The organism is Pseudomonas sp. JY-Q, from assembly GCF_001655295.1.
GTDB classification, from domain to species: domain Bacteria; phylum Pseudomonadota; class Gammaproteobacteria; order Pseudomonadales; family Pseudomonadaceae; genus Aquipseudomonas; species Aquipseudomonas alloputida.
Window position 1 is genome coordinate 2,824,834 of the sequence record NZ_CP011525.1, and the last position, 24,008, is coordinate 2,848,841.

Consider the following 24,008-nt stretch of genomic DNA (forward strand, 5'->3'; position numbering starts at 1 on the left):
AACTCCAAGGCCGATACCGACGCCAAGGCTGCGGAACGTGATGCGTCATGCGCCAGGTTGCCTGTCCGCTAGGCCAGGTGGTCCATCCGCCGGTAATTCATGGCGCTCGCCTAGCGGAACACCGTAGCCACTTTCCTTGAGCGACCGTGCGCTGATCGCGCGGCGCTTGAAGGAGGGGGCGATCACGGCTGTTAAATGAAAAGCAGCTGTAAAAAAATGTAACACACACCTTCAGCAGTGGATTCATTGGAACAGCTGTGTATTCTGTCTCTCCAGTCAAGAATATGAGTTCAAGGTCCGTTCCATGCGTAATCGCGGCAAAATCTATTGGGAATGGGCCAATTCTGCGTTGCATTCCCGCAACTACGATGAGCGCCTTCCCTGCGGCACTTTAATCAACATCCAAGCCCGACTCTCACTTGAAAACGTCACTCAACTTTTCCTGGGTATCTACGGGAAAAAAGGCGTGCTCTTGCTCGAAGAGGTACACCCTGACTGCCGTGGACAGAAACTGTCCGCGGCGATGGCCTGGGCGCTCGAGCGTGCTCACGACTGGGTCGCCAAGGCGTTTCCTGCGCCCAAAGCACCAGGGCCTGAACCACTCCCGCGCAGAGGCTCGCGTCTTCACGGATAACGATGCAGGGAAAACGGAACGCTCGTCAGATCGCTTGAGTCGTATCTCCATCAAAAGCGCATTGAGGCGCCCAGTTGGAGAAAGTGATGAGCCTTCAGTCCACCAGTCATGACCTTTACGTGCATTCCTACCTTGGTTACCAGGCATCGATTTACGTGCTGTGGGAGTCGAGCGTCGAATTTCCCACGGGGATGTTGGTCGAGGTAGGGAAGCCGGGCGCAACGGCGCGAACCCTGCGTGTGAGTCGACCCTTCTCCTCTTCGACAGAAGCCATTCTCGAAGGGAAGGTTATGGCTGAACAGTACGTGGAAAGTCAGAAAAGCGGAACTTGTTCTGCCAGGTGAGTTCGCCGAGGCCTGCGATCGGACCCACCGCAACCACGGGCAGGTCGACTGCCTTGGAATCTGTACAGCCTTTGATAATGGTATTCCCTGTTCGTCGAGTCGTGCCATTTCAACAGTAACCGCTTGTGCAAGTGCCATTGTGGACGGTGGTGTTACCAATCGTCATGCTGTGCGGGTTCCAAGTCGACGCGGTCCCCGAGTCGAAACCCTGCACATCAGTGGTCGATGATGTTGCGCTGCCAGTACTAGGGCCAGCATGGTCTACTACCGCTTCACTGAAGCGGCTCTATCAGCTCGGCGCCTTGGTTGCGCACATTGCCAATGGCTGTGCTCACTCGATACCACTCGAAGGCCTCGGCTGGCTCACCCAGGTTCAGCACCATCTGCTCGGCCTGTTCCCCGGGCATCGCGGTTTGCATCCACTCATGCGCAAGGTCTGGGGCCAAAACCACTGGCCTGCGGTCGTGCACATCCACCATTCCGCCCTGGGCATCGGCCGTAATGATGACGAACCCATCATGCTCGCTGCCAGCGAACTGGCCGATGCTGGCGCAAAGGGAAGGGCGCCCGTCCCGGCGTCGGATGTAATACGGCTGTTTCTTCGGTCCGCCTTCATCGACCCATTCATACCAGCCGTCGATCGGCGTTATGCCTCGGTGCGGCCAGATCGCCCGGAAGAAGGGGCCGTGTGCCACCTTTTCGACCCTGGCGTTGATCGGCGCGGCACGGTCGGTCGCCCAATGCGGCCGCCAGCCCCATCTCACCAGGTCCGCCCGCGGGCCTGCTTCATCCACTCGCAGCACTGCCACCGGCGTGGTCGGCGCAACGTTGTACCGGCCAAGTGGCTGGTCGCCGACGTTGTTCCGCCAGGCCTCTGGCAGGCTCAGGGTTTCGACAAAGTCGTGTATGCCTCGGTACTGACTCAATCTTCCACACATGCGCAACCCTCCTGCCAGAGCAAGCATAGCGCTTGGGTGTATTGCCGGTGTGGATGACGCCGACGTGGTGCTGTACGCGCAGTTCTGATGGTGCCGAGCTGAATGAGCGCCCCACCTCCTTCAACACGGCGCCAAGTCTGATCTTCCAGGCGTTATAGGGTCGTTCGAGGGAACCCGAACGAAAATGCAGTACTTACCACCCTCCATCGATTCAAAGGCCACCAGCTTTTCCACCAGCGCGGCGCTCAAAACCTTGCCGGCGTTAAGCAGCAACATGCCGTTGTCGGCGTTCAGGTTGCGCGCAAGCACCATTCCCGGCGCCAGGTCACGGGTGGTACACACCTGGACTTCAGGGTCCACCAGGGTGAGATCGCTGTGGAACGAGGCGCAAACCTGGACGAAATCCTCAAGGAGTGCCGGGTCATACAACCGGCCGGCGTACTTGCGCAGGTAGAGCAAGGCCTCATCGCTGTTCATCTGCCGTTCAAGAATCAAACCCCGTTGCAGCTCAACGAAGTCCACGGCCAGCTTGAGCAAGCGAGCGCCGAACGGGATAGCTTCACCCTTGAGCCGGTCGGGGAAACCGCTGCCGTCCCAGTGCTCCTGGTGATGCAGGATCAGGCGCGCGGCATCTTTCATGGGCTCAAGGGTCATCAGCAGCGCTTCACTTTGGCGTGGGTAGTCGCGATAGCGGTCGCCGTGCATCAGCTGGTCCGATGGGGCTACGATCATGCTATCCGGCCAACTCAATTTGCCTATGTTGTACAGCGCCGCAGCCATGGCCAGATCGCGGCTGATCGCCTCGTCCAAGGCGTGGACCCGACAGTAGCAACGCACCAGTTCGATGATCTGTCGATTGGTCTGCTTGGCTGGAGGCAGCCGCAGATTAGCCAACATCGAGAACACCTCGGTCCCGGTCACATAGCTGTGTTTCAGTTCTTCGTAGGCCAGATCGAGCATGTCAGCGGTCTGCTGCAGCTCCGCGGTACGGGCTGCAACGCGTTTCTCCAGGTCGTTATTGAGCAGTCTCAACTGGGCGTTCTGCCGACGTGCCAGCAGCTCCAGGCGTTGGCGCTCGCGTTCGGAATGCTGGTGGTCCAGGGCCTGGCGCAAGGTCATCAGCAATTCGTCGTCGTTCCAGGGCTTGCTGATGTAACGGTGGATTTGACCGTCATTCACGGCCTTGATGATTGCGCTTGGGTCGGCATAGCCGGTCAGCAAGATCCTGACGGTCGATGGGTGATGCTGATTGATCTGTGCCAACAAGGTGGCGCCGTCCATCCCGGGCATGCGCGCATCGCTCATCACCAGATCAACCGGGCCCTCGGCCATCTGCGCCAGTGCCTGCTCTCCGCTGGTCGCCAGCTTCACGTCATAGGGTTGGCTGCGCAATAGCCGACGCAGACTGTTAAGGATCGACTCCTCGTCGTCTACCAGCAACACGGTCGGCCGATAGGGTGAAATCAGGGGCGGTTGCACGTCCATGGCAGGCCTCACGTGGTCGATCGATGGAGGCACTCGAGCTCAACGAGCGCTTAGGTCAAAGGCTAGTTCATTTTTCCGTGACAGGTGCCGGGCAAGGTGTGGCGGGTGGCAGGCAAATTGTCTGGAAGGCATCTAACCTGACGGCATGGCACCACCCTTCTGTAAGTCCGTCAGCCCAGGGAAAAGGATTCTCCCGGATGTCAGCGCGCACAACCTGTCGTTATCGTTCCGCTCTTCACCTGCAGCGCTTGCGCCGTTGTCTGGGCCTGTGGGTGCTGCTCGTTCTGAGCGGAGGCAGCGGGGCGGAGCCGCTGGACGAGCCGCTCAAGCCGCTGCCTCCGATACCCACTCTGACACCTGGGCGTGTCGAGTTGGGCCGCCAGTTGTTCAACGATCCGCGGTTGTCGCGCAACGGCACACGGTCCTGCGCCAGCTGTCACCGTCTGGACAAGTACGGGGCCGATGACCGGGCGTTTTCCATGGGGGCAGATGGCCTGCCGCTTACGCTCAATACGCCAACGGTACTCAATGCCAGCCTTAATTTCCGACAGTTCTGGAATGGCCGGGTCGAGTCACTCGAGGAGCAGGGGGAGGCCGTGATCACCAGCGCTCACGAGATGGGCGGAGACTGGCGCGTGATCGAGCAGCGCATCGCTGCAGACGTGCATTACCGCCAGGCGTTCAAGGATGCCTACCCGGACGCGGTGACAAAGGACAACATCCTCAGCGCGTTGGCCGATTACCAAAGGACGCTTCTTACCCCTGGCGCGCGCTTCGATCGTTACCTGCAGGGCGATACCGAGGCGCTTACCCTGGAGGAAAAATACGGCTACCAGCGCTTCAAGGACTATGGCTGCATCGCCTGCCACCAAGGGGTGAATATTGGGGGCAATATGTTCCAGAAATTTGGCGTGTTCGGCGACTACATCGCGGACCGCGGCCACCCCACCGAGGCGGATCAGGGCCGCTTCAACGTGACCGGAGAGGAGGCCGACCGGGGCGTGTTCAAAGTGCCGAGCCTGCGCAATGTGGCGATGACCGCGCCCTATTTTCACGATGGCTCGGCGCCTACGCTGGAGCGTGCGATTGACGTGATGTTTCAGTATCAGCTTGGACGAATCCCAAGCGATGAGGACCGCAGGCTCATCATGCTGTTCCTCAAAACCCTTACTGCTGAAAAGGCGGGTCAGCCATGAGGGTGATTTCCCGGCGCACAAGCCTGATTCTATTCAGTGGGTTGGTCCTTGTACTGGCGTCGATGCTGCTGTACCTGTACCTGAATTCCGGGTCAGAGCAGACCCAGACCTACAACGAATCCCGAGATCTCATTCGTCAGCTCAAGCAACAGGATGCTGTGTGGGAAAACGAGGTGCTCAAGGCCCGGGTAGCCGTCTCTCATAACTATGATCCACTCGTGACCCCCCTCAAGGAGATGAAGCGGCTGTGGGCACGATTCGACAGCCGGGAAGCCGAACAAGGGCGCGTTGACGCAGACCAGTGGCGCGATGCCTATGACGGTTTTCTCTCTGCGTTTGGGGAAAAGGCTCGGCTCGTGGAGCAATTCAAATCGCACAATGCCTTGCTGCGAAATTCGTTGGCATTTCTACCCACAGCCGAGGACGGTATTCAGGCCCAGATCAACACCATGCTGGCCCCGAATCGGCCGGAGGTACACGTATTCGTTGCTGACACTTATGACCTGTTGCTAAGTGCCCTGGAGTTCGCGCAGGTTACCTCTGTGGAAAGGGCTGCCGAGATAGAGGTGGGGTTAGGTAACCTGGCTGTTAACGCGCAGAACCTGCCCAAAGAATTCCACACGCCCCTCAATTTGTTGAGTAATCACGTGGCGTTGATCCTGCGCGAGCAACCTGTCGTCAACCGCCTGCTCGAACAGATCGAGGCGATCCCGGTTGCCGAACGCCTGGATACGATCACCAGCCTCCTGGACAGGGATCAACAGCAGGTTGAAAGGATCAACCGTAAAAACCATCTCTACACGTTATGGCTATCCGGCTTGCTGATTCTCGGTCATTTGCCTGGCTGCGCTGCTGGTGCGCAGCTTCGCCGAGGTGAGACGGGTCAACAATGCGTTGCAAAGCGCCAATGACGTCCTGGAACAGCGGGTCGAGGATCGCACCCTGGAACTCAGAAACGCTCAGAGCGAATTGCTTAACGCGGCGCGCCAAGCAGGCATGGCGGAGATCGCTACCAATGTGTTGCACAACGTGGGCAACGTGCTCAACAGCGTGAACACATCCTCTGATCTGATCGCTCGAACGTTGCGCAGCAGCAAAACCCAGGGTTTGGGCAAGGCCATGCAACTGTTCCGCGAGCATGCCACTGACATCGGTCGGTTTCTCGACGAGGATCCCAGAGGCCGGTTGCTTCCCGGCTACCTCCACCAGCTGACCGAGGCGATCGCCGAGGAGCAGAAGGAGATGGTGATCGAGCTGGAGCGGATGAACAAGAGCATCGACCACATCAAGGAAGTGGTGGCCACCCAGCAATCCTACGCCGGGGCTAAAAATGTACCAGTGCCGCTGTCGGTCAACGACCTGGTCGAGGACGCGCTGCGCATGAACGCAGGCGCGTTGATCCGGCATCAGGTGAGGGTAGTGCGCGACTTCGCAGATCTGCCTCTGGTGATGGGCGACCGGCATCGGCTGTTGCTGATACTGATCAACCTGATCAGCAACGCCAAGTACGCCATGTCCGGCCCCGGCAGCGACCCACGGACGATGATCCTCAGGACGCGCATCATTGAGGGGGGCTTGCTGGAAATGAGCGTGCTGGACGAAGGCGAAGGCATTGCGCCCGAAAACCTGCAGAAGATCTTTGCCCATGGCTTCACCACGCGCAAAGACGGGCATGGCTTCGGCTTGCACAGTTGCGCCTTGGCCGCCATCGAGATGAATGGTCACCTGACCGCACACAGCGACGGCCCTGGCCTGGGTGCTGTCTTTACCCTGAGGATCCCGCTGATCGCGGTGACGGAGCCTGCATGAGTGACCTGACCAATCGCCGGATCCTGCTGATTGATGACATGCCGACTATCCACGAGGATTTTCGCAAGATCCTTGCCCCGGCCAAAGCGCAGAACACTGAGCTGGACGAGATGGAAGGGTTGTTGTTTGGCGAGCAGATCAAGAACGACCGACCGGTATTCGAACTCGATTCAGCCTATGGCGGTGAGGAAGGGCTCGGCCTGCTGAAGCGTGCGCTGCAGGCCAGCAAGCCTTACGCGTTAGCCTTCGTCGACATGCGTATGCCAGGTGGATGGGATGGCGCTCAAACCATTGAGCACCTGTGGGAAGAGGACCCGCTGTTGCAGGTAGTCGTCTGCACCGCCTACTCGGACTATTCCTGGGATGAGTTGCTCGACCGGCTGCAGGCCCACGATCGCCTGCTGATCCTGAAAAAACCGTTCGACAACATCGAGGTCCAGCAAATGGCCAGCACCTTGCTGACCAAGTGGGAAATGACCCAACGAGCCTCGCTGAAAATGCACCAGCTCGAACAGCGGGTAGAGCGGCGTACCCAGCAACTGACCCAAGCCAGCGAGGCGCTGCAGCAGGAGATCGAGGAGCGCAAGCAGCTGGAAAGCCAGCTGGTGCAATCGGAGAAGCTCGCCTCGTTGGGGCAGATGGCCGCCGGCGTGGCGCACGAGATCAACAATCCGATCGGTTTCGTGTCCTCCAACCTGGGCACTCTGGGAGGGTACTTTCAACAACTGTTAGCGATGCTCGACGCCTATCGCGAGGCCGAACTGATGCTCGGCGCAAACGAAACCACTGGGCGCTTGCAAAGGCTTCGTGAGCAGACTGAGCTGGAATTCCTCATGGAAGACATCCCGATCCTCATCAAGGAGTCCAAGGACGGAATCGGTCGAGTGGCGCATATCGTCAAGGACCTCAAAGACTTCTCGCGCGTTGACAACGCTAAGCAGTGGCAATTAGCCGATTTGCAGCAGGGCATTGACTCCACGCTCAACATCGTAGCGAGCGAGCTGAAACATAAAGCCGACGTGGTAAAACGGTACCAGCCGTTACCCCCTGTCGAATGCCTGCCGTCGCAGATCAACCAAGTGATAATGAACCTTGTGCTCAATGCCGTCCAAGCCATGGGCCCCGAGCGGGGCACCATCACATTGGGCACTGTTCATCAAGGCGCCTGGGTGTGCATCGACGTTGCGGATACAGGCGCTGGGATAGCACCGGAGAACATCAAGAAAATCTTCGATCCTTTTTTCACCACCAAGCCCGTCGGCCAAGGAACCGGGCTAGGCCTGTCCCTTTCCTACGGCATTGTAAAGAAACACGGAGGAGAGATATCTGTATCAAGCCAGGTCGGAGTGGGAACAACGTTTCGTGTACAACTGCCGGTTAAGCAGAGCGCAACGCTGTGACAGGGCACACAAGGTGGGTATACCACAACCCAACTAGGGCAGGGGGCGTGCCCCGGCGATCCCGCCAACCAGTCAATGTTTTGCGGTGGCGAGTAGCCGATAGCGTGAGAAGGGCGTGCCGTCGATATCCACCTCTGCGTCAAGGCAAAACCCCAGGCGAAGAATACCTTTGATTCGAGTTCTGGTTAATGGAAGCAATAGGGTAATGGACGCTAGCCCCATCTCCTGGAAAGCGCGCCGTACGATCTCATCGAAAATCACTCTGCCAAGCCCCCAGTAGTCTGGATGAAGCACCAAGGCAAGATCAGCGTCGCCGTCTTCCTGCTGCAGGCCACCCCAGCCGGCGAATTGACCGTCAACGAAAAAAGCCCAGGGACCATAGCCATTCAGTGCCCATTGGGCCTCTTTTTGGGCAACCCACACCTTGCATTTGCGTTCGTCAAAGTCGGGACGACCCAAGGGCATTTGGCGCAAGACATCGGGGTTGTTGTTGAGTGCGATGATGTCGGCGATGGGGGCGTCGCTCAGACGCCGGAAATGCAGCTGCATGATGTGCCTTGTCGAACGGCTTTAAACCTGATTTATAGCGCCTGCCATTGCCCCTTTTCAATCTTCAGATTCGTACCCGCTGAGACAATTCATGACATCGAAGAAACTGGGCCGAATACTCCGACGCTGAGTTCTGCGCCCTGGCCGAACGGTATTAGGCAGGATCGATGCATAGGCCGCCAATGGCGCGGCCTGAGGCCCGATTCTCGCGCTAGACCACCGCGCCAAACAAGTGCCCCACCAGTGCCGTGACGCCCATGGCCAACGCCCCCCAGAAGGTCACCCGCCAGGCGCCCGTCATGATGCTGGCCCCGCCAGCCTTGGCGGCAATAGCCCCCAATGACCCGAGAAATACCAATGACATGCCCGATATCCAGGGGCCCACGCTGTGCTCCGGTGCGACAAACGTCACCGCCAGCGGCAAGGCGGCGCCTACCACGAAGCTCGCGGCGGACGCCAGGGCGGCCTGCAACGGTTTGGCGGTGAGCGTGGCGCTGATGCCCAGTTCGTCGCGGGCGTGGGAGCCCAATGCGTCATGGGCCATCAATTGATCGGCCACTTGATGTGCCAGCTCGGGTGCTACCCCACGCTGCATGTAGATGTTGGCGAGTTCGGCGTGCTCAGCTTTCGGGTCGCTGGCCAGTTCTGCCCGTTCGCGGGACAGGTCCGCCCGCTCGGTATCGGCCTGGGAGTGCACCGAAATGTACTCGCCAGCGGCCATGGACATGGCCCCGGCCATCAGCCCCGCCATTCCGGTGACCAGCAACGTGGCGTGGCTGGCGTTGGCCGCCGCGACCCCAATCAGCAGGCTGGCGGTAGAGACAATGCCGTCGTTGGCACCCAGGACAGCGGCGCGTAGCCAGCCGATACGATCACTTCTGTGTGCCTCGGTGTGCCTGTGCATGAATTTCATTGTTTGACGCGGCTCCCTGTCATCAGGCGGTTCACGTTGCACGGGTGCCGAGCGGGCCGGCAGCCGGCGTCAGCGGGCTTCAATTTGCACCTGCAGCTGTCCGCCGACAATGGATATTTCCCTGAACTGCTCACCTTCGCGCAGCACGAACAGTGCGTCCATCCCGCGTTCCTGAGCCAGACGAGGGCCCTCGGTTTCGCCCAGGACCATCAGCGCCGTGGCCCAGGCATCGGCGAGCATGCACGAGGTCGCCACCACGGTAACGGCGGCGAGCGCGTTGCACAGTGGTGCGCCGGTGGCCGGGTTCATGGTGTGAGCATAGGACTGACCGGCTATGTCGACCCACTGCCGGTAGTCCCCGGAGGTCGCGATTGACATATCGCTAAGCGCCATGACGCCCATGACTTCCCGCACGCCCCTTTTGGGCTTTTCCAGCGCCACGACCCAGCATTGTCCGTCAGGTTTGACGCCCCGGGCGCGCATCTCGCCATCGATACCGACCAAGTACCGCGTGATACCTGAACCTTCCAGGCAACGGGCCAGTTCATCCACGCCAAACCCTTTGGCAATCCCACTCAAGTCAAGGCTCAGCGGCACGCGCTTGCGCACCTGGTTGCGTTGTGGCTCAACCTCCAATGCGCCGCTGGCTAACAGCCGGGTGCGCGGCGCAGGGGAATCGATCACCTGCGTTGTGACCTGCCGCGCCGCTGGGCCGAAGCCCCACGCGCTCACCAGGTCACCGACAGCGATGTCGAAGGCGCCGCCGGATTGCCGGCTGACGCGCAATGCAGCAGACAGCACCGTGACCAGTTCCTTGGGCACCGATACCCATTCCTGCTCGGGGGCGGCATTGAGGCGGTTGAGGTCCGACTCGGGTTTCCAGGTGGACATTTGCTGGTCCACCCGGGCCACGGCGCGGGCCAACTGCTGGCCAAGTTCGTCGGTATCCATCCCGGCCCCGGCATAAAACAGGGCGGTGTAGCGGGTGCCCATGGTTTCGCCGTTCAGGCTATAACGCTGCAACTCAGTAGACATCTTCACGGTAGCGTCCTTGTGCCTTGAGGATCAGCACGCTGAGGTTGAGGGGCGCCAAGACTTCATCCAGGGCCTGCATCACGCCTTTGGCCATTTCGCGACTGCCACACACCAGCACTTGGGCACCTTTTTCAATCAGCCGGCGCAAGGCGAGGGCATCACTGATCAGCCGGTCTTGTACGTAGCTGCGCTCCTGGACTTGAGAAAAGGCGGCGTGCAATTGCGTCAGGCGGCGGTCCGACAAGTATTGGTTGAGCTCCGGTTCGTAGAGAAAGTCCGAGGCCGGGTTGCGCCCGCCCCAATACAGGTGCATCGGGTGTCGGGCCTTGTTGTTGCGGATAAAGCCGGCCAAAGGACCGATACCGGTACCGGCGCCGATCAGGATTACCGGGTGCGTGCCCGATGCCGGACGAAATTGCGGGTTGGGCTGAATGAAGGCGTCAATCTGCGCGCCAATGTCCAGGCCGTGAAGAAACTCCGAGCACATGCCCCCGTTGTGTTTACGCACACAGATCTCCAGCACGCCGTCCTGGGCGCCACTGGCCAGCGAGTAGAAGCGCGGGATTGGGCTGCCCGGGGGCAGAATCCCGACCAGGTCGCCGGCCAGAAAATTCGGCAGTCCGCCGCGAGCTTTGAAGCGCAGGACATGGGTCGGTGCATTTACCTGTTCGCCATAGGCAATCCGCTCTGTCAGCTCCAATGAATGGGTACGCGGCTGCTGCGGGGTGTGAACCAGCGCCAGCGCCTGCCCCAACACGTCGCCCAGCGCGTTGCCCCAACGCGCAAACGCCTGAGGGCACTGGCGGTTCACGGTCTCCAGCCCCAGCAATGGCGAGCCACCGGCCTGCAACATCGCATGCTGCACTTGATGGGCGTACCGACAGAATCGCGCAAATTGGCGGTCGCCCAGGCCCAGTACCGCAAAGGGTAGGCCGGGCTTGACGCCGGTTTTGGCCAGCCGCGCCAGGAACTGCGAAGCCGAAGCCGGCGCATCGCCGTCACCGTGGGTCGCGGTGAGGATGAACACTCGTTTGGCATTAGGGTAATCGCCCAACCAGTCATTCATCGCCGCGCTGTGCACCTGATGGCCGCTCTGGTGCAAGGCGTCATGCAAGGTTTTGGCAAAACCCCAGGTGCTGTTGTTTTCACTGCCCACCAGAATCACGCTGTCGGCGGCATGAGCAGGGCTGTTGTGGTGGAGGCGCGGGCCAGCTTTGCGGCGGCGCCACCATAACAGAATGCCGGTCACGCTCATCAACGGCACGCAGAGGGCGCAGAGCCCGAGCAGCAGGCCCAGCCACCAGAGGCCTTCGCCAGTGTGCAACTGGTAGATCAATTCATAGAGGTTGAGCATTGGGTCGTGGGCTTGATAGGACAGCAAGGCGCCGCTGGCCTGGTCCACGTAGCCATCGCCCTGTGCTGTGCGCAGGGAAAACACATCGCGAGGGTTGCCGGGGCTCGGGTAGACCAGCTCGCGCAGGTCGTTCAGGTCGGTGGCTTGCAAGGCCTGCAGTTTTGCCACCGGCAAGGCCGGGCCGGCGCTGACGTGGGCAGGGAAGGCGGGTTCAGCTTGACTGCCGTCGGCGATAAAACCAAACGTGGTGGCGGACAGGTAGGCCCCGCTCAGTGCCGACAACAACAGCCCGAGCAAGGCCAGTCGCCCGACTTCAGCATGCCAGCGCTGGCTGAAAGTGCCCCGCAGCGGCCGTAGCAGGTTGCGCCAGCCACCCAGGCGTCGGGCCAGCAATAGCGCGCCGGACACTGACAGCGCCAGCATGAGCAGGGCACCAACACCCGACACCCCATGGCCCGGCGTGCCAAGGAACAGCGAGCGGTGCAGGTCTTTCACCCAGCGGGTGAACGCGGATGGCTCGTAAGGGGCGAGCCCTTGGCCGGTCAGTGGGTCGACCTTCTCCGCCCCGGCCTTGCCGTTCTGGTTGTAGTAGACGATCACCGTGCCGGACGCTGAGCGCTGGATCTGCTCCACCCCCGTAAAGTGGTTGGCCACGCGCCCGGCAAGTTGGCCGACGTTGAGTTGCCCGGCAGAAGTGGACGTGCTGTGCAGACGCTCCAGCGCCGGCTCGACAGACAGAATCGCGCCGCTGATGGCCAATACCATGACCAGCAGGGCGGCGATCAGGCCAGGAAGGGAATGGAACTGACGAAGCATGTTCAGCCTCCGGAGGTGGCGGGTGCTACAGGTCGTAAGTAAAGGCGTCGACGTAGGCATTGCCGGTCGCGGGCTTGCCTGCGCCCTTGGAGGTCAGCGGCACGCTGACATCGCCGCGGGCGTCGCGTTTGTCCTCGACGGCGCTGTCGATGCGGATCTGATACCCGGCATCAATCAGCGTGTCCGCCAGTTCTACGCTGACTTTCAGCGTGCCCCCACTGCCGACGCTGGCGCCGCTGACCCCGTCGAACTCGCTCGGGTTCATCCCGCTGCCCCGGGCCCAGTCGGCCAGGTGCTTGTAATATTTGGCCTTCTTGCCGGCCACCCAGAGGGTTTTCTGGTACTGGCCATTGGCGTCGGTGACGTAGATCGCCAGGTAGGCATCATTGCCGCTGTAGTCCTTGAGCTGCGTGGTCAGGGTCACTTCACGGGCCTGGGCCAGCGCCGGTAGGGTAATGGCGCCGATGAGGCAGGTTGCTGCGATGATCTTCTTCATGAGCGTGTCCTCTTGATCGTCAGGTCGAGAGCCTGGACCTGCCGGCTGACAGCAACCTGAACGGCAGGAAAATTCATAGACAGGTGAGTTGTCATTCGGCGAGCGGGCTGCCGAGATAGTCATTGGCATCGCCGTCATTGCGCAAATGGACCTCGAGTGTCTTCAGGCGCAGCGATGCCGGGGAGTAGCTGGCTTCGATGTCATTGCCCTTGCGGTCCAGGCCCTTGAGTTCGTAACAGCCGTCGTCGACCTTGATGCGCTGCACGCGCCAGCCGTATTGCCGCTCTACCTGCTGACGCAAGGTTTCGCGAGGCTGCCAGTCGCTTACTGGGTCGCTGCAGTCGTCACCGGCCAGGGCGTAACCGCTGACCAGCAAGCCCAACAGCGTGGCATTGGCAATAAAACCGGATTTCATGACTTGTCTCCTGTCGAGGGCGGCGTCTGTGGCATAACCTAAAGTGCCTACCTGACAGCCAGCTGAATCTTCAGATTCACATCAGGCAAGGCGATTAAGGTGCTGCAAGGCAACCATCTCAGGAGATGTCAGATGCGGGTTCTATTGGTTGAGGACGCTCCAGGCCTGGGTGAAGCGGTGCGCGAACAAATTGCCGATGACGGCCACGCCGTCGATTGGGTACAGCGCCTGGACCACGCGCGCAACAGCGTCCGCACCACGCCTTACGACCTGATCTTGCTGGACCTGATGCTTCCGGACGGGCGCGGGTTGGACTTTCTGCGTCAACAACGCGCGGCAGGAGACGTGACCCCCGTGATTATCCTGACCGCCCAGGATCAGATTTCCGATCGTATCGCCGGCCTGAACGCTGGCGCCGATGACTACCTGGTCAAACCGTTCGACCTGTTTGAACTCTCGGCCCGCGTGGCAGCGGTGGGCCGCCGTTATAGCGGCAACCCCAATCCACAGATCAAACTCGGTGATTTGCAGGTCGACATGAGTGCCCGCACGGTGCAGCGGGGCAGTGCGACGGTGGACCTCACGGCGCGGGAATGGGCGCTGTTCGAGGCGTTTGTGCAGCGCCCCAGCGCACTGCTGTCAAAGTCGCAGCTCGAAGAGCGGCTGTATGCGTTCGGCGCTGAAATCGAGAGCAATACCATCGAGGTATACATCAGCCGTCTACGTAAAAAACTCGGACGCGAACTGATCGAAACCGTGCGAGGCATGGGCTACCGGTTAATGTCCGCATGAAGCCGTCTTCGAGCCTGCAGATACGTCTCGGCCTGGGGCTGACGCTTGGTATGACCTTACTCTGGCTGGTAGCGACAGTGGGGGCCTGGCTCGTGGTGCGGCATGAGTTGAACGAAGCGTTCGATAGCGCCTTGGAAGAGACAGCACAACGCATCCTGCCCTTGGCTGTGCTGGAAATCAGCAATCGGGAAGAATCCCGGACTGCACAACACGTCGCGACGCTGAAGATGCACAAGGAGTACCTGACTTACCTGGTGCGCGACGCCAAGGGCAAGATCCTGATGCAATCTCACGACGCCAACCCGGAGATTTTCAACCGACAACCGTCTGAAGGTTTTTCCACTTCTGAAAAATACCGATTGTATGGCGGTAGCGCATTGCGCCAGACACTGTTCATCGAGATGGCCGAACCGCTTGGTCATCGTCGTGAAGCCGCGCGGGAGGCCTTGTTTGCGTTGTTGTTGCCTCTAATGGTGTTGATTCCTGTCAGCCTGGCGGGCACTTGGTTGTTTGTACGTTTCAGCCTGCGCAGCGTGCGGGCTTATCGTCGTGCCATTGAAACACGCGGTGTGGGTGACTTGTCGCCGATCAAGGTGGCGCACCTGCCAGCAGAAATCGATCCGTTGGCGGAGGCGGTCAATCACCTGCTGGAGCGCTTACGCAATGCCCTTGAGGCCGAGCGCAGCTTTACCGCCAACAGCGCTCACGAGCTGCGCACGCCATTGGCCTCGACCCTGGCGCAGATCCAGCGGTTACACCACGAAGCGCCGGAAGGTCCGCTGCGACTGCGTGCGCAGAAGATCGAGCAGGCGTTGCGCGAGCTTTCAAGGCTTTCAGAAAAGCTCATGCAGTTGGCCAAAGCGGAGGGCGGCGGGCTGTTGTCCGAAACGCCACAAGACCTGATTCCGTTGCTTGCCCACGGCGTCGACGAGTGGAACCAGCGCAGCGGGCAGCGCATCGAGTTGCAGTTGCCAAGTCAGGCCGGCGTGTACTCGATCATTGACCCGGACGCGTTTGGCATCCTGCTGCGCAACCTGATTGAGAATGCGCTGAAGTATGGTGCAACGGACCAACCGGTCGAAGTCAGTCTCACCGATCAGGCACAGCTGCGGATAGTCAACAGCGGCCCGGCAGTGCCGCAGTCTGTATTAGAGCACCTGACCGAGCGTTTTGTGCGCGGTCACAGTGAGATCAGTGGTTCAGGGCTGGGCTTGGCGATTGCCAAAACCATCGTGCAGGGGGTAAACGCGCGCATGGCATTGTTCTCCCCGGCAACAGGTCGACGCGATGGGTTTGAAGTCTGCATCTGGTTACCGCTTGCCCCATCCTGAAAGACCCTGGAACTCACCACGTTCAACAGTGCTTTCCTGATACCCGAGCCTCGGCCAGGTTGAATGTAAGGAGATGAAGGCCTGCATCTAACGATCCTTGCTCAGGCAGAACGGGGATGGTCACGCGACTAAGCACTCAGCGCCCGTTTCAACACTTCGTAAATTTTGCCATCACCTGATTGGGCAACGTTGAAACGGAGGAAATCACCCGCAGCCATCGACTGGCTGAACGCGTTACCAGGCGCCAGCACTACACCTTCATTCAAGCAAGCCCGAGCCAGCGTTGCTGCATCCTTGCCTTGAGGGAGTTGGCACCAGACGTACATGCCTGACTGGGGCGTTATCCAGGGCTTGATGCCAATGGCCCGAAGCCTCGCTACCGTTCTGTCCATAGCCTCGGCCAGCCTGAGGCGAACACTCTCCATGTGTTTCCGGTACCCGCTATCGGTAATCGCCAGATGGATGATGTCCGCGGCCAGGCGGCCACCCCCGAATGTGGTCGCAATCTTGAGATCGACCAGGCTCTCGATCCAGTCACTGCGAGCCGCGATGTAGCCGCATCGAATCGAAGCGGAGATGGTCTTGGAAAAGCTACCGATCTGGATGACACGAGAGAGGCCATCGAAGGCAGACAGCCGTGGCGCTGGCGCACTCTCGAAATCCCCGAAGATGTCGTCCTCTACAATCACCAGGCTGGAGTTGTCGGCCAGCTTCAGCAACCTGTGTGCCGTGACCGGAGACAGGGTAGCGCCGGTCGGGTTGTGGATGCCTGAATTGGTTATGTACAACCGGGGAGAATGCGCGAGCAGGGCAGCGCCGAATGCATCGATGTCCGGGCCCGTCGCGGTGTAGGGAACGCCTACGATGTTCACCCTGTGCGCTTTCAGCAGTGCGTGAAAATTGAAATAGCAGGGGTCGTCGACCAGCACAGTGTCCCCCGGCTCAAGCAGAAAACGGCAGATCAGGTCGATGGCGTGGGTGCCGGACTCAGTGAGCATGAGCTGTTCAAGAGGGGCTTCGACCCCGATCCCTGTCAGCTTGCGTGACAGGAACTGCCTGAGCGGCAGATGCCCAAGTGGCGAGGCGTACTCCGTCAGTTTCGACGTGTCTGAACGGGCAACGGTGCGAAGCGCCTTGCGCAAGCCGGCTTCGAACATCCAGGAGGCCGGTAGCCACCCGCACCCCGGTTTCAACGCATCGCTAGCGGTGTCTAGAGACTGGCGCGAGATCCACAGCGGGTCCACTTCACGATCAAGCCTTGGGCCGAGTTCGGTGAGCACCAGGGGGGCCACTGGCCCGGCTACGTAAAAGCCGGAGCCAGGGCGAGAGTTGAGTACACCCTCTGCCATCAACCTTTCATAGGCCTCAAGCACCGTAGAAACCGACACTTGCATGGCCTGAGCCATCGCGCGGACCGAGGGGATTCTCGCGCCCGGGGTGTAGGTTCGAGAGGCTATCCGCGACTGGATCTCACCCATGACAGTTCGAATTCGCGTTGCGCTCCGTTTCATCACACCCTCAACTGTGCTGGATAAATATGCCTAACAGTTCGGTTTAAGTGTATTGGATTGTACATGGCCTGGGCGAGCCTGTCGGTGATGTACTGAACCTTGGCTTATCGAGGACTTACCGATGGAAAAATCAGCAAGCGGATGGCTCAATGGTTTCATAGGCGTCGCCATCTTTGCAGGCTCGTTGCCGGCCACCCGAGTGGCAGTCACGGCTTTCGAACCTACGTTCCTGACCTGTGCCAGGGCAACAATTGCCGCCATGCTGGGTGCGCTTTTCCTGATCGTGCTACGGCAGCCTCGCCCCAAACGGGGGGATTTGTCGCCATTGGCCGTAACAGCGCTCGGCGTCGTTATCGGTTTCCCGCTACTGACAGCATTCGCCCTCCAGCACATCACCTCTGCTCATTCCATTGTTTTTGTCGGGCTCCTGCCATTGTGTACCGCAGTATTTGCGGTTCTGCGGGGCGGTGAGCGACCTCGGCCACTGTTCTGGTTGTGCTCGTTGACAGGTGCCGGGCTGGTCGTTGGCTATGCCTTGATGAACGGAGGCGAGGCATCGGCGGTGGGCGATCTGCTGATGTTGGCTGCGGTTGTGGTCTGTGGTTTGGGCTATGCCGAAGGGGCGCGCCTCTCGCGGACATTGGGTGGTTGGCAGGTAATCAGTTGGGCATTGCTTGTAGCGTTACCGGTCATGCTGCTGCTGACGGTGGTCAATCTTCCAGCCCCTGATGACTTTGCCAGGGTAAGTGCTCCTGCATGGCTCAGCTTTGGCTACGTTTCACTGTTCAGCATGCTGATCGGGTTTGTGTTCTGGTACCGAGGGCTCGTCCAGGGGGGGATTGCGGCTGTGGGCCAACTGCAACTCTTTCAGCCGTTCATGGGGCTTGGGCTGGCAGCGTTGCTTTTGCACGAGCATGTCAGCTGGACGATGCTGCTCGTGACGCTGGGGGCTGTCATCTGTGTTTACGGGGCCAGGAAATATGCCTAAGCACAGCGTCATGCCCAGTCAAACAGTTGGGTATAGCCCCCGCCGTCTGACCCCGGGCTGAGTTGTACAAAACACCTGATCCTTTATGTAAAAGGATCAGGTTAAACCTGAATTACAGGCCCAGTTCACTCAGACCTGGGTGATCATCCGGACGGCGACCCAGTGGCCAGTGGAACTTTCGCTCGCTTTCCTTGATGGGCATGTCGTTAATGCAGGCAAAGCGGCGATGCATCAAGCCGTCGGCTTCAAATTCCCAGTTTTCGTTGCCGTAGGAGCGGAACCAGTTTCCCGAATCGTCGTGCCACTCGTAGGCGTAACGGACGGCGATGCGGTTGTCGGTGAAGGCCCAGAGCTCTTTGATCAAGCGGTAGTCCAGTTCTTTCTTCCACTTGCGAGTGAGGAAGTCCCGAGCTTCTTCACGGTTGTTTGCAAACTCGGCACGGTTACGCCATTGGGTGTCCACCGTATAGGCCAGCGCAATCTTTTCCGGCTCACGGGTATTCCAACCATCTTCGGCAAGTCGGACCTTTTCGATGGCCGATTCGCGAGTGAAAGGAGGAAGTGGCGGACGAGCGTGTTCGTTGGACATGGTGGTGCCTCCAATCGTTTGGATGGTTCAGTTGAGTGGGTATTTCTTTAACTTAAAGCGCTTGCGCGCTGCACATCTTTGAGCAAGACCCTTGCGATTTCTCGTGCACTGTCGAGCGCGCTGTGATCACCCATGACGTGGGCCACGGTTATCGTGCCCTCTATAATCAAAAGAAGTTGCTTGGCCAAGCCAGTCGGATCGTTAACACCTAATGCGCTGGTCAGTTCTAGCGTGTAGTCCAGCAGCTTTTGTTTATGCAGTTTTGCGATCTGTCGAACAGGGTCGTCTGCGTCACCCACCTCTCCGGCGGTGTTGATAAAAGCACATCCACGAAAACCCTCAGACGCGAACCAACTTTTGAGTGCATCAAAAATGCCAAGGATGCGCGCTTCTGGCGTTTGCGCTTTTTCGCATTCACTTCTGAACCACGTCATCCAACGTATATCGCGTGCATTGAGTGCCGCTGCTGCGACCTCGTCTTTATTCGCAAAATAGCGATAAATACTTTTACGTGCGACGCCCGAGGTCTTTACCAACAGGTCCATGCCCGTGGCGTGAATCCCGTTTTCGTAAATCAGCTTCTCGGCAGTCGCCAGGATTTTTTCGCGTGTGTCAGTCATTGGCTTATCCATGTAGCCAGAGTAGAACGATCGTTCTCCCGGGTCAAGCAGCGCTTGAAATTATTCGATTGCGTGCAGCGGGGTGCCGGCGTGCTTTCGATCAGGGCGGCTGGCTTCCCGCTGATCAGTCGCGCTCCAGTTCGGCGAAGCGGCTGGACAACCAGGCGTGCAGGTGCCTTACCGCAGGCGACAACTGCTTGCGGTGCGGGCACACCAGGCTCAAAGGCATGGTCGGCCCGGGGTAGTCCTGCAATAGCACGACAAGTCTTCCCGCCAGCACATCGTCGCTCACATCCAGCCACGACTTGTAGGTTATCCCTTCGCCGCCCACGGCCCAGCGCCGGGCAATATCGGCGTCGTCGCAGAGCAGGGCGCCACGCACCTGGACGGTCTGCGTACCCAGTTGCCACTTGTCGTAGACCCGGCCCTGTTGCATGTACAGCAGGCACTGGTGTTCGAGCAGATCTTCGGGGGCTTGCACGGTGCCTTCCCGCGCCAGGTACTCGGGCGAGGCCACCAGTACCTTGCGGTTCCAAGGTGCCAGTGGCAGGGCTACATAGTTGGCGTCGGCGTTCAGGCCATAGCGGATGGCGATATCCACCGGATCGCGGAACAGATCGGCGATCTGGTCGGAGAGGAAGAAGCGCAGGTTCAACTGGGGATGCTCTCGGCGAAACGCCGTGAGCCAGGGCAGCAGCACGTTGCGCCCCAGATCGGAGGGCGCGGCCACCTGCAACGTTCCGCTGAGCTGGGCGCTTTCCTGACGCAGGTTGTCGCGCCCGTGCCTGAGGGCTTCCAGGGCAATCAGGGCCGAGGGCAGGTACTGCTCGCCTTCGGCTGTGAGGCGCAAGCTGCGCGTGGTGCGGGCAAACAATCGCACATCCAGCTCACGCTCCAGGCGCTTGACTGCTTCGGCCGCCTGGCCGGGTAGCAGATCGGCCTCGCGGGCCGCCGCGGTAAAGCTGCCCAGCGCGGCGCTGCGAACGAAGATGCCCAGGTCGTCGAGACGGATCATTATCACTCCTGCAATGAAAGTGTTGACGGGCAGGGCCCGTTTTTCCCGGACGCCAGGCACGCCAGACTCAATGCCAAATCAAACCACATTCAGCAGCGAGTGCCCATGAAAGCGATCAGTTTCATCCACAAAGGTTTGCCTATCGAAGACCCTGCGTCTCTTCAAGACATCTTCATGCCCAAGCCCAGCCCTGGGCCCAGGGACCTTCTGGTCGAGGTCAACGCCGTGTCGGTCAACCCCGTCGACACCAAGGTGCGCGCCGGCACTTTCACGCGTGAGCCGAAAATACTCGGCTGGGACGCGGCCGGTATCGTCCGCGAAGTCGGGGCCCAGGTGACCCTGTTCAAGCCCGGAGACCAGGTGTACTACGCCGGCTCCATCGCCAGGCCCGGCAGCTACAGCGAATATCACCTGGTTGACGAACGTATCGTCGGGCATCAACCGCGTAGCCTGGGTGCAGCACAGGCAGCCGCGCTGCCGCTGACGGCCATCACCGCCTGGGAACTGCTGTTCGATCGCCTGGGCATCGTGGAGGGCGGCGGGGAGGGCGATGCCCTGCTGATCGTTGGCGCTGCCGGTGGCGTCGGTTCGATGCTGGTGCAGTTGGCCCGGCAACTGACCCGCCTGACGGTTATCGGCACGGCCTCCCGCGCCGAGACCAGCAACTGGGTACGCGAACTGGGCGCCCATCACGTCATCGATCACAGTGCGCCGCTGCAAGGGCAGCTGCAGGCCTTGGGGATCGAGTCAGTCAGCCATGTCGCCAGCCTTACCCATACTGATCAACACTTTGCGCAACTGGTTGAAGTGCTGCGACCACAAGGTCGCCTGGGCGTGATCGACGACCCGCAGACCCTGGACGTCATGCCGCTCAAGCGCAAGTCGCTGTCGCTGCACTGGGAGCTGATGTTCACCCGCTCGCTTTACGAAACCGACGACATGGTGCGCCAGCACGAGCTGCTCGAGCGCGTGGCCGGGCTGATCGATCAAGGTATCCTGCGGACCACCTTGGGCGAGCATTTCGGCGCCATCAATGCCGCCAACATGCGCCGTGCCCATGCGCTGGTCGAGAGTGGCAAGGCGCGCGGCAAGATCGTCCTGGAAGGCTTCTGAAACCTGTTTGACCGACAACGGCGGACCGGTCGATCCGGTCTGCCAGGAGCATGCATGCTTGAACGAACCGTGTTTCTCTGCGCTGCGCACATTCCCGGCGCTACGCCCGGTGAAACGCATGCACACATTGAAGCAGGCACTACCGTGCCTGCTCTTTGCAACTGACCAGGAGCTTGATGTGAACCGACAAGATTACCCCCTCGTTTCCCTCGCCATCCTCAAGGCCAAACCAGGCCAGGCACCAACGCTCAAAGCGGCCTTGCTGGCGTTGATCGAACCGACTCGGTCGGAGCCCGGTAACCGCGACTACATGCTGTTCGAACGTCGTGACGAGCCAGGGACGTTCTACATGCGCGAGGCGTTCGATAACCAGCAGGCCCTGGATGCGCACCTGACCACTGCTCATTTCCAGCGGTTTGCCGAGCAGGCTGAACAGCTGCTGGCAGAGCCCTTGCAACTGATCTTCCTTGACCCGGTGTCATCTGCCGTTGCGCCCTGTCCCTGAGTTCATTCATCCAGGCCCTGGCCACTGTGGCATTACTGCCAGCAGCATTGGCACGTTGGCACACCCAAGCGTGGCGGGCAAACAGAGCCAGGCCATGCTGCGTTGAAAACAGCCTCGCCTGACCTGCGTCTCAAGACTTTTCGTACAGAGCCTAGTGTGGTGTTTTGCAAATACGGCCAATAACTCGCGAGCGATTTTTGCGCTCAAGCAAGGCGTCGCGACGAGTCGTAGCCCAGCTACGGCGAGGAGCGACAACGCCGCATGAGCGCAAAAAGCGCCGCGCGTTATGGTCGTTATTTGTGAAACACCACACTAGAGCTGCATCACGGCGAGCGCTCTACGCAGGGGCTCGTCGGATATCTGGATAGGACCGTGAAATGGTATGTCCATGTCCAATACGAGGTACACGGAAGCCGCAATAAGCAATGAAGAAAGGATGAACATGCCTTTTACCATCGAGTTACGAGGCGCACGGTATCCAAAACTGGCGAAAATGAGCGTCAACCAAGCAGCAAGCATCCCAATAAGCGGGCCAGGAATTGCCCCCTCTGACTGCTCGACGATTCTCCAGCGTTGCTCAATGAGCGAGTGATATTGCTGACGAATATCCTGAAGCATCGTTTCATGGTAGCGGTCCACAGGCCTTATAACGGCCAGCGCTTTGCCTATGTCATCCAAGTATTTAGCCGCCTCGCTGTTACGGTGTTGCAGCGCCTCGTCCCCCCGATAGGGCGTCTCGATAGCGTGCTCTAGATAGGTGATCAGACGATTGCGCGTGTCTTGGGCCGCATCGCCATAGCCCCGCAGTGTCCGATCAAAAATGATCATGCTGGTTGCGTACCCATGGAAGTTTGCGTCGATGGACTCGAAGGTATTTTTGGCGGAATTGATCATCAAGCCAAAGACCAGCGATGTCATGACCACAAAAATGTTAGCTACCAGGCGAATTACCGTGTTCGTGTCCTCATCCCTGTGGTGGGATGCCAGCTTTGGGTACCACTGCATCATGAGCAGCGAGGCGGCGACCAAGCAGCCAAAAATGGCCAGTGCGATCCAGAGGGCGTTCATGCATCAAGGCTCCGATCAATCTGAGTCAAGTCTTAGAAGATAGACCGTGTTCAAACAGACTTATCAGGGTGCCTGTAATTGCAATCAGCGCCAGCATGAATAACCCGATGTATGACTGTTCCATGATCTCGTCCTGCGGGGTGATGGGTAGACGTCGACGAAAATTCCTGGACGGCGGGTCAGGTCATACGCCGTAACGCCACGACCATGGCCCCCCCGAGTACCGCCATGGCCAGCAGCAGCGCGGGGAACGTCCACCACCAGGGCAGGCCGGCGGTCATCATGCTGAACTCCGACATGCCGCCGATGCTGGCGAGCAGGTTCAAGGGCAGGAACACCACATTGATCATGGTCAGGTTGCGCAGCGCGTGGTTCATGCCGTTGTTGGCCAGGTTGCCGCGGGCCTCGATCAGGTTGGTAAAGACCTGGGCATGGATCTTCGCCTGCTGGTAGCTTTGCTCGTTTTCGATGATCAGGTCATTCAGCATTTCCAGTTGTTCGGGCCCGAAGCCGTGTTTCTGGCCATGGCTGCGCAGCAGGGCTAGCACGGTGCCATTGCTTTGAATGGCGTTGACGTAATACACCAGGCTTTCGCTCAGGCTGTACATCTGCACCAGGTGCTGGTTGTCCATGGTCCGATCGAACTGCAGCTGGATTTCGCGGGCCACCTGCTTTACCACCCGCAGGTGGCCCAGGTAGTGATGCACGCTCTCCGCCAGCATCGCCATCAGCACATCCAGTGGGGTGCTCATGCCGGTCTGCCGGTCTACCCCGGCGAGTAGCGAGTTGGCGGCGCAGATCACCACCAGGCGCTTTTCGCTGAGTACGACGCCAAATGACGAGACATTGAATACCCGGCCATCAAAGTTTTCCGGGCGCTTCCAGATCAGGAACAGGTGATCGGGCTTGATCTCGATACGCGCCACTTCATCCGGGTCCAGGGAGGACTCCAGCGACTGGGCGCTGACCCCCAGGCACTTGCACAGCCTGGATTGCTCCGCGGCGTCTGGCGCGACACACAACCAGACGCTGGCTCGTTCCTCGGGGGCTTCAAGAAGCGCACCGTCTACGGCGAGGTAGTGTTCGATCATC

The 24,008-nt window shown here is 59.8% G+C and carries 23 protein-coding genes and 1 pseudogene; 10 read left to right on the plus strand and 14 right to left on the minus strand.

Annotated elements, in window-relative coordinates; all coding sequences use genetic code 11:
- The first annotated feature begins 304 nt into the window (after positions 1-304).
- Positions 305-634 (plus strand): hypothetical protein, encoded by a 330-nt coding sequence (locus tag AA098_RS29510; protein ID WP_080634978.1) that lies wholly within the window; start codon positions 305-307, stop codon positions 632-634.
- 86 nt (positions 635-720) lie between these two features.
- The gene (locus AA098_RS12800; protein WP_064614294.1) at positions 721-978 is read left to right on the plus strand and encodes a hypothetical protein; all 258 of its coding nucleotides are present in this window, start codon (positions 721-723) and stop codon (positions 976-978) included.
- A 272-nt stretch (positions 979-1,250) separates the two neighbouring features.
- Here the strand turns inward: AA098_RS12800 and AA098_RS12805 are convergent, their stop codons facing one another.
- Together AA098_RS12805 and AA098_RS12810 are read right to left on the minus strand one after the other, a co-directional pair.
- Complete coding sequence (locus AA098_RS12805) at positions 1,251-1,916, minus strand: SOS response-associated peptidase (RefSeq protein WP_064614296.1); 666 nt, start codon at positions 1,914-1,916, stop codon at positions 1,251-1,253.
- A gap of 120 nt (positions 1,917-2,036) precedes the next feature.
- The gene (locus tag AA098_RS12810; RefSeq protein WP_064614298.1) at positions 2,037-3,401 is read right to left on the minus strand and encodes an HD domain-containing phosphohydrolase; all 1,365 of its coding nucleotides are present in this window, start codon (positions 3,399-3,401) and stop codon (positions 2,037-2,039) included.
- Positions 3,402-3,598: 197 nt separating this feature from the next.
- Between AA098_RS12810 and AA098_RS12815 the strand changes: the two genes are divergently transcribed.
- From AA098_RS12815 to AA098_RS12825, 3 genes and pseudogenes are all read left to right on the plus strand, one after another.
- Positions 3,599-4,597: a cytochrome-c peroxidase gene (locus tag AA098_RS12815; RefSeq protein WP_047604933.1), complete on the plus strand. Its 999-nt coding sequence runs from the start codon at positions 3,599-3,601 to the stop codon at positions 4,595-4,597.
- Positions 4,594-6,406: pseudogene (locus AA098_RS12820) on the plus strand (DAHL domain-containing protein). The gene AA098_RS12815 and the pseudogene AA098_RS12820 overlap by 4 nt, the downstream one beginning before the upstream one ends.
- A complete protein-coding gene (locus tag AA098_RS12825; protein ID WP_064614301.1) occupies positions 6,403-7,806 on the plus strand; it encodes an ATP-binding protein in 1,404 nt (467 codons plus the stop codon). Before AA098_RS12820 ends, AA098_RS12825 begins: the two are co-directional and overlap by 4 nt.
- A 72-nt stretch (positions 7,807-7,878) precedes the next feature.
- On the opposite strand, the gene AA098_RS12830 is transcribed toward AA098_RS12825, so the two are convergent.
- From AA098_RS12830 to AA098_RS12855, 6 genes are all read right to left on the minus strand, one after another.
- Entirely contained in the window at positions 7,879-8,355 is a 477-nt protein-coding gene (locus AA098_RS12830) for a GNAT family N-acetyltransferase (RefSeq protein ID WP_014861093.1), read from the minus strand.
- A 211-nt stretch (positions 8,356-8,566) separates the two neighbouring features.
- Positions 8,567-9,268 (minus strand): VIT family protein, encoded by a 702-nt coding sequence (locus AA098_RS12835; protein WP_003248160.1) that lies wholly within the window; start codon positions 9,266-9,268, stop codon positions 8,567-8,569.
- A 69-nt stretch (positions 9,269-9,337) separates the two neighbouring features.
- Positions 9,338-10,303 (minus strand): FAD:protein FMN transferase, encoded by a 966-nt coding sequence (locus AA098_RS12840; RefSeq protein ID WP_047604930.1) that lies wholly within the window; start codon positions 10,301-10,303, stop codon positions 9,338-9,340.
- Positions 10,293-12,473 carry a PepSY domain-containing protein gene (locus AA098_RS12845; RefSeq protein ID WP_064614303.1) on the minus strand — a complete coding sequence of 727 codons (2,181 nt, stop codon included), beginning with the start codon at positions 12,471-12,473 and terminating at the stop codon, positions 10,293-10,295. The genes AA098_RS12840 and AA098_RS12845 overlap by 11 nt, the downstream gene beginning before the upstream one ends.
- Before the next feature lie 25 nt (positions 12,474-12,498).
- Positions 12,499-12,969 (minus strand): DUF2271 domain-containing protein, encoded by a 471-nt coding sequence (locus tag AA098_RS12850; RefSeq protein WP_003248166.1) that lies wholly within the window; start codon positions 12,967-12,969, stop codon positions 12,499-12,501.
- Positions 12,970-13,060: 91 nt separating this feature from the next.
- Positions 13,061-13,384 carry a PepSY domain-containing protein gene (locus AA098_RS12855; RefSeq protein WP_003248168.1) on the minus strand — a complete coding sequence of 108 codons (324 nt, stop codon included), beginning with the start codon at positions 13,382-13,384 and terminating at the stop codon, positions 13,061-13,063.
- Between the two features lie 132 nt (positions 13,385-13,516).
- On the opposite strand from AA098_RS12855, the gene AA098_RS12860 reads away from it, so the two are divergent.
- Together AA098_RS12860 and AA098_RS12865 are read left to right on the plus strand one after the other, a co-directional pair.
- Positions 13,517-14,176 (plus strand): response regulator transcription factor, encoded by a 660-nt coding sequence (locus AA098_RS12860; RefSeq protein WP_003248169.1) that lies wholly within the window; start codon positions 13,517-13,519, stop codon positions 14,174-14,176.
- Positions 14,173-15,507 (plus strand): ATP-binding protein, encoded by a 1,335-nt coding sequence (locus AA098_RS12865; RefSeq protein ID WP_064614305.1) that lies wholly within the window; start codon positions 14,173-14,175, stop codon positions 15,505-15,507. Before AA098_RS12860 ends, AA098_RS12865 begins: the two co-directional genes overlap by 4 nt.
- A gap of 128 nt (positions 15,508-15,635) precedes the next feature.
- On the opposite strand, the gene AA098_RS12870 is transcribed toward AA098_RS12865, so the two are convergent.
- On the minus strand, positions 15,636-17,018 hold the full coding sequence (locus AA098_RS12870; RefSeq protein ID WP_054888809.1) for a PLP-dependent aminotransferase family protein: 1,383 nt from the start codon (positions 17,016-17,018) through the stop codon (positions 15,636-15,638).
- A gap of 121 nt (positions 17,019-17,139) precedes the next feature.
- Between AA098_RS12870 and AA098_RS12875 the strand changes: the two genes are divergently transcribed.
- Positions 17,140-18,006: a DMT family transporter gene (locus tag AA098_RS12875; RefSeq protein WP_003248175.1), complete on the plus strand. Its 867-nt coding sequence runs from the start codon at positions 17,140-17,142 to the stop codon at positions 18,004-18,006.
- 112 nt (positions 18,007-18,118) lie between these two features.
- On the opposite strand, the gene AA098_RS12880 is transcribed toward AA098_RS12875, so the two are convergent.
- From AA098_RS12880 to AA098_RS12890, 3 genes are all read right to left on the minus strand, one after another.
- Positions 18,119-18,595: a nuclear transport factor 2 family protein gene (locus AA098_RS12880; protein ID WP_003248177.1), complete on the minus strand. Its 477-nt coding sequence runs from the start codon at positions 18,593-18,595 to the stop codon at positions 18,119-18,121.
- Positions 18,596-18,642: 47 nt separating this feature from the next.
- Positions 18,643-19,215 (minus strand): TetR/AcrR family transcriptional regulator, encoded by a 573-nt coding sequence (locus AA098_RS12885; RefSeq protein WP_212627727.1) that lies wholly within the window; start codon positions 19,213-19,215, stop codon positions 18,643-18,645.
- A gap of 124 nt (positions 19,216-19,339) precedes the next feature.
- Complete coding sequence (locus AA098_RS12890; protein WP_017147641.1) at positions 19,340-20,230, minus strand: LysR family transcriptional regulator; 891 nt, start codon at positions 20,228-20,230, stop codon at positions 19,340-19,342.
- A gap of 105 nt (positions 20,231-20,335) precedes the next feature.
- On the opposite strand from AA098_RS12890, the gene AA098_RS12895 reads away from it, so the two are divergent.
- Both AA098_RS12895 and AA098_RS12900 read left to right on the plus strand, forming a co-directional pair.
- Positions 20,336-21,343, plus strand: coding sequence for a zinc-binding alcohol dehydrogenase family protein (locus tag AA098_RS12895; RefSeq protein ID WP_003248183.1), 1,008 nt, complete (start codon positions 20,336-20,338; stop codon positions 21,341-21,343).
- A 118-nt stretch (positions 21,344-21,461) separates the two neighbouring features.
- The gene (locus AA098_RS12900) at positions 21,462-21,848 is read left to right on the plus strand and encodes a putative quinol monooxygenase (RefSeq protein WP_082916947.1); all 387 of its coding nucleotides are present in this window, start codon (positions 21,462-21,464) and stop codon (positions 21,846-21,848) included.
- A 312-nt stretch (positions 21,849-22,160) separates the two neighbouring features.
- Here AA098_RS12900 and AA098_RS12905 read toward each other — a convergent pair whose 3' ends face one another.
- Both AA098_RS12905 and AA098_RS12910 read right to left on the minus strand, forming a co-directional pair.
- A complete protein-coding gene (locus AA098_RS12905) occupies positions 22,161-22,916 on the minus strand; it encodes a DUF4239 domain-containing protein (RefSeq protein WP_003248187.1) in 756 nt (251 codons plus the stop codon).
- 179 nt (positions 22,917-23,095) lie between these two features.
- Positions 23,096-24,007, minus strand: coding sequence for a magnesium transporter CorA family protein (locus tag AA098_RS12910; protein ID WP_064614307.1), 912 nt, complete (start codon positions 24,005-24,007; stop codon positions 23,096-23,098).
- Position 24,008: the final 1 nt, after the last annotated feature.